The sequence below is a fragment of the Dialister sp. genome, from assembly GCF_036343215.1.
Taxonomy (GTDB): domain Bacteria; phylum Bacillota; class Negativicutes; order Veillonellales; family Dialisteraceae; genus Dialister.
In genome coordinates this window covers 1-1,141 of the sequence record NZ_JAZASU010000222.1, presented here as the reverse complement: position 1 = coordinate 1,141, position 1,141 = coordinate 1, and the positions used below count along the sequence as shown (strand labels likewise).

Sequence of the window (1,141 nt, the reverse complement as noted above, 5' to 3'; positions counted from 1 at the left end):
CTCCTTCTCCCGTATGCTAGAATAAAGAAAAACGATTCCCCCGGAAATCCTTATGAAAAAACGCATTCTCATCGATATCCTTATGCTCATCCTTTTCCTCGTCATGATGGATTACCGGCTCATCCGGAATTTCTGGCATGAAACGCTGGGAGCGCTGCTCTTTTTCGTGGTCCTCTATCACAACTGGCTGAACCGCAGCTGGTACAAATCCCTCTTCCGGGGCCGGTGGACCGTGGAAAGAACCATCACCCTTCTCGTCAATATGGTGCTGATCTTTTCCATCCTTTCCGCCATCTGGAGCGGTATCTTCATTTCCAAGAATCTTCCCCACTTGATCGGAAAGGCCCCCCGCTGGATTCATTATCTCCATCACATCGGAGGTTACCTCATGCTGATTTCCCTGGGCTTTCACCTGGGACTTCACTGGAAGCCCATGCTTTCCCGGCTGGAGCGAATATTGGGATTTTCGAAATCAAAAGTCCTTCCATGGGTAGAACGGCTCCCCGTTCTCGGAATCATTGCCTGCGGCATTTATTTCTCCAACTACTACAGCATCGGAAGCCGCCTCTTCTTCCGGCCCATCCCCAATGCCAGGTCCCTTCCCATCACGCTCTGGACTTTCACCTTCGGGTACCTCATGATTATTTCCACTTATGGAGTCATTGCCTACTACGGGATGGAGATGCTGAGAAAAATAAAGCGGAGGAAATAGCTTTTAGTTGTTAGTGGTTAGTTTCCCGGTCTACAGTCTTCCAAATTTGCGGCGTGCATCGAAAGGATGCACGCCTTTTTTATTTCCGGAATTCCAAAACAGCAGGAAAAAAGCCCTTTCCGGGCAGCCCTGTCTGCTCCTGCGGCATGCGAAGGCACGACAAAAGTGATTGAAAATTCTAATATAAAAAGGGCACCCCATTGACTTTGAGGCGCCCACTTTCATGAAGAACGAATCACGGATCACGATTACCGAAATGACGCAGAACGGTCAGAACCGAAGTGAAGACTAATCTTCATCCTCTTCATTCCAGTATGCGGTCTTGATGCCGAGTACTTTTTCAGAGACAAACTTTGCCTCTTCATCCAGGGAGTACTGGCGGGCCGCCTGGACCACATACTTAATGCCCAGGTACAGCATAGGAATGTT

General features: G+C 49.0%; 1 protein-coding gene. It reads left to right on the top strand.

What is annotated here, in order from left to right; translation table 11 throughout:
* Window positions 1-52: 52 nt before the first annotated feature.
* Window positions 53-712: a DUF4405 domain-containing protein gene (locus VZT47_RS10560; RefSeq protein ID WP_296954176.1), complete on the top strand. Its 660-nt coding sequence runs from the start codon at window positions 53-55 to the stop codon at window positions 710-712.
* The last annotated feature ends 429 nt before the right edge of the window (window positions 713-1,141 follow it).

Coding starts and splice junctions, on each gene's coding strand:
- VZT47_RS10560 (WP_296954176.1), top strand. CDS start 53: ATGAAAAAACGCATTCTCATCGATATCCTTATGCTCATCCTTTTCCTC.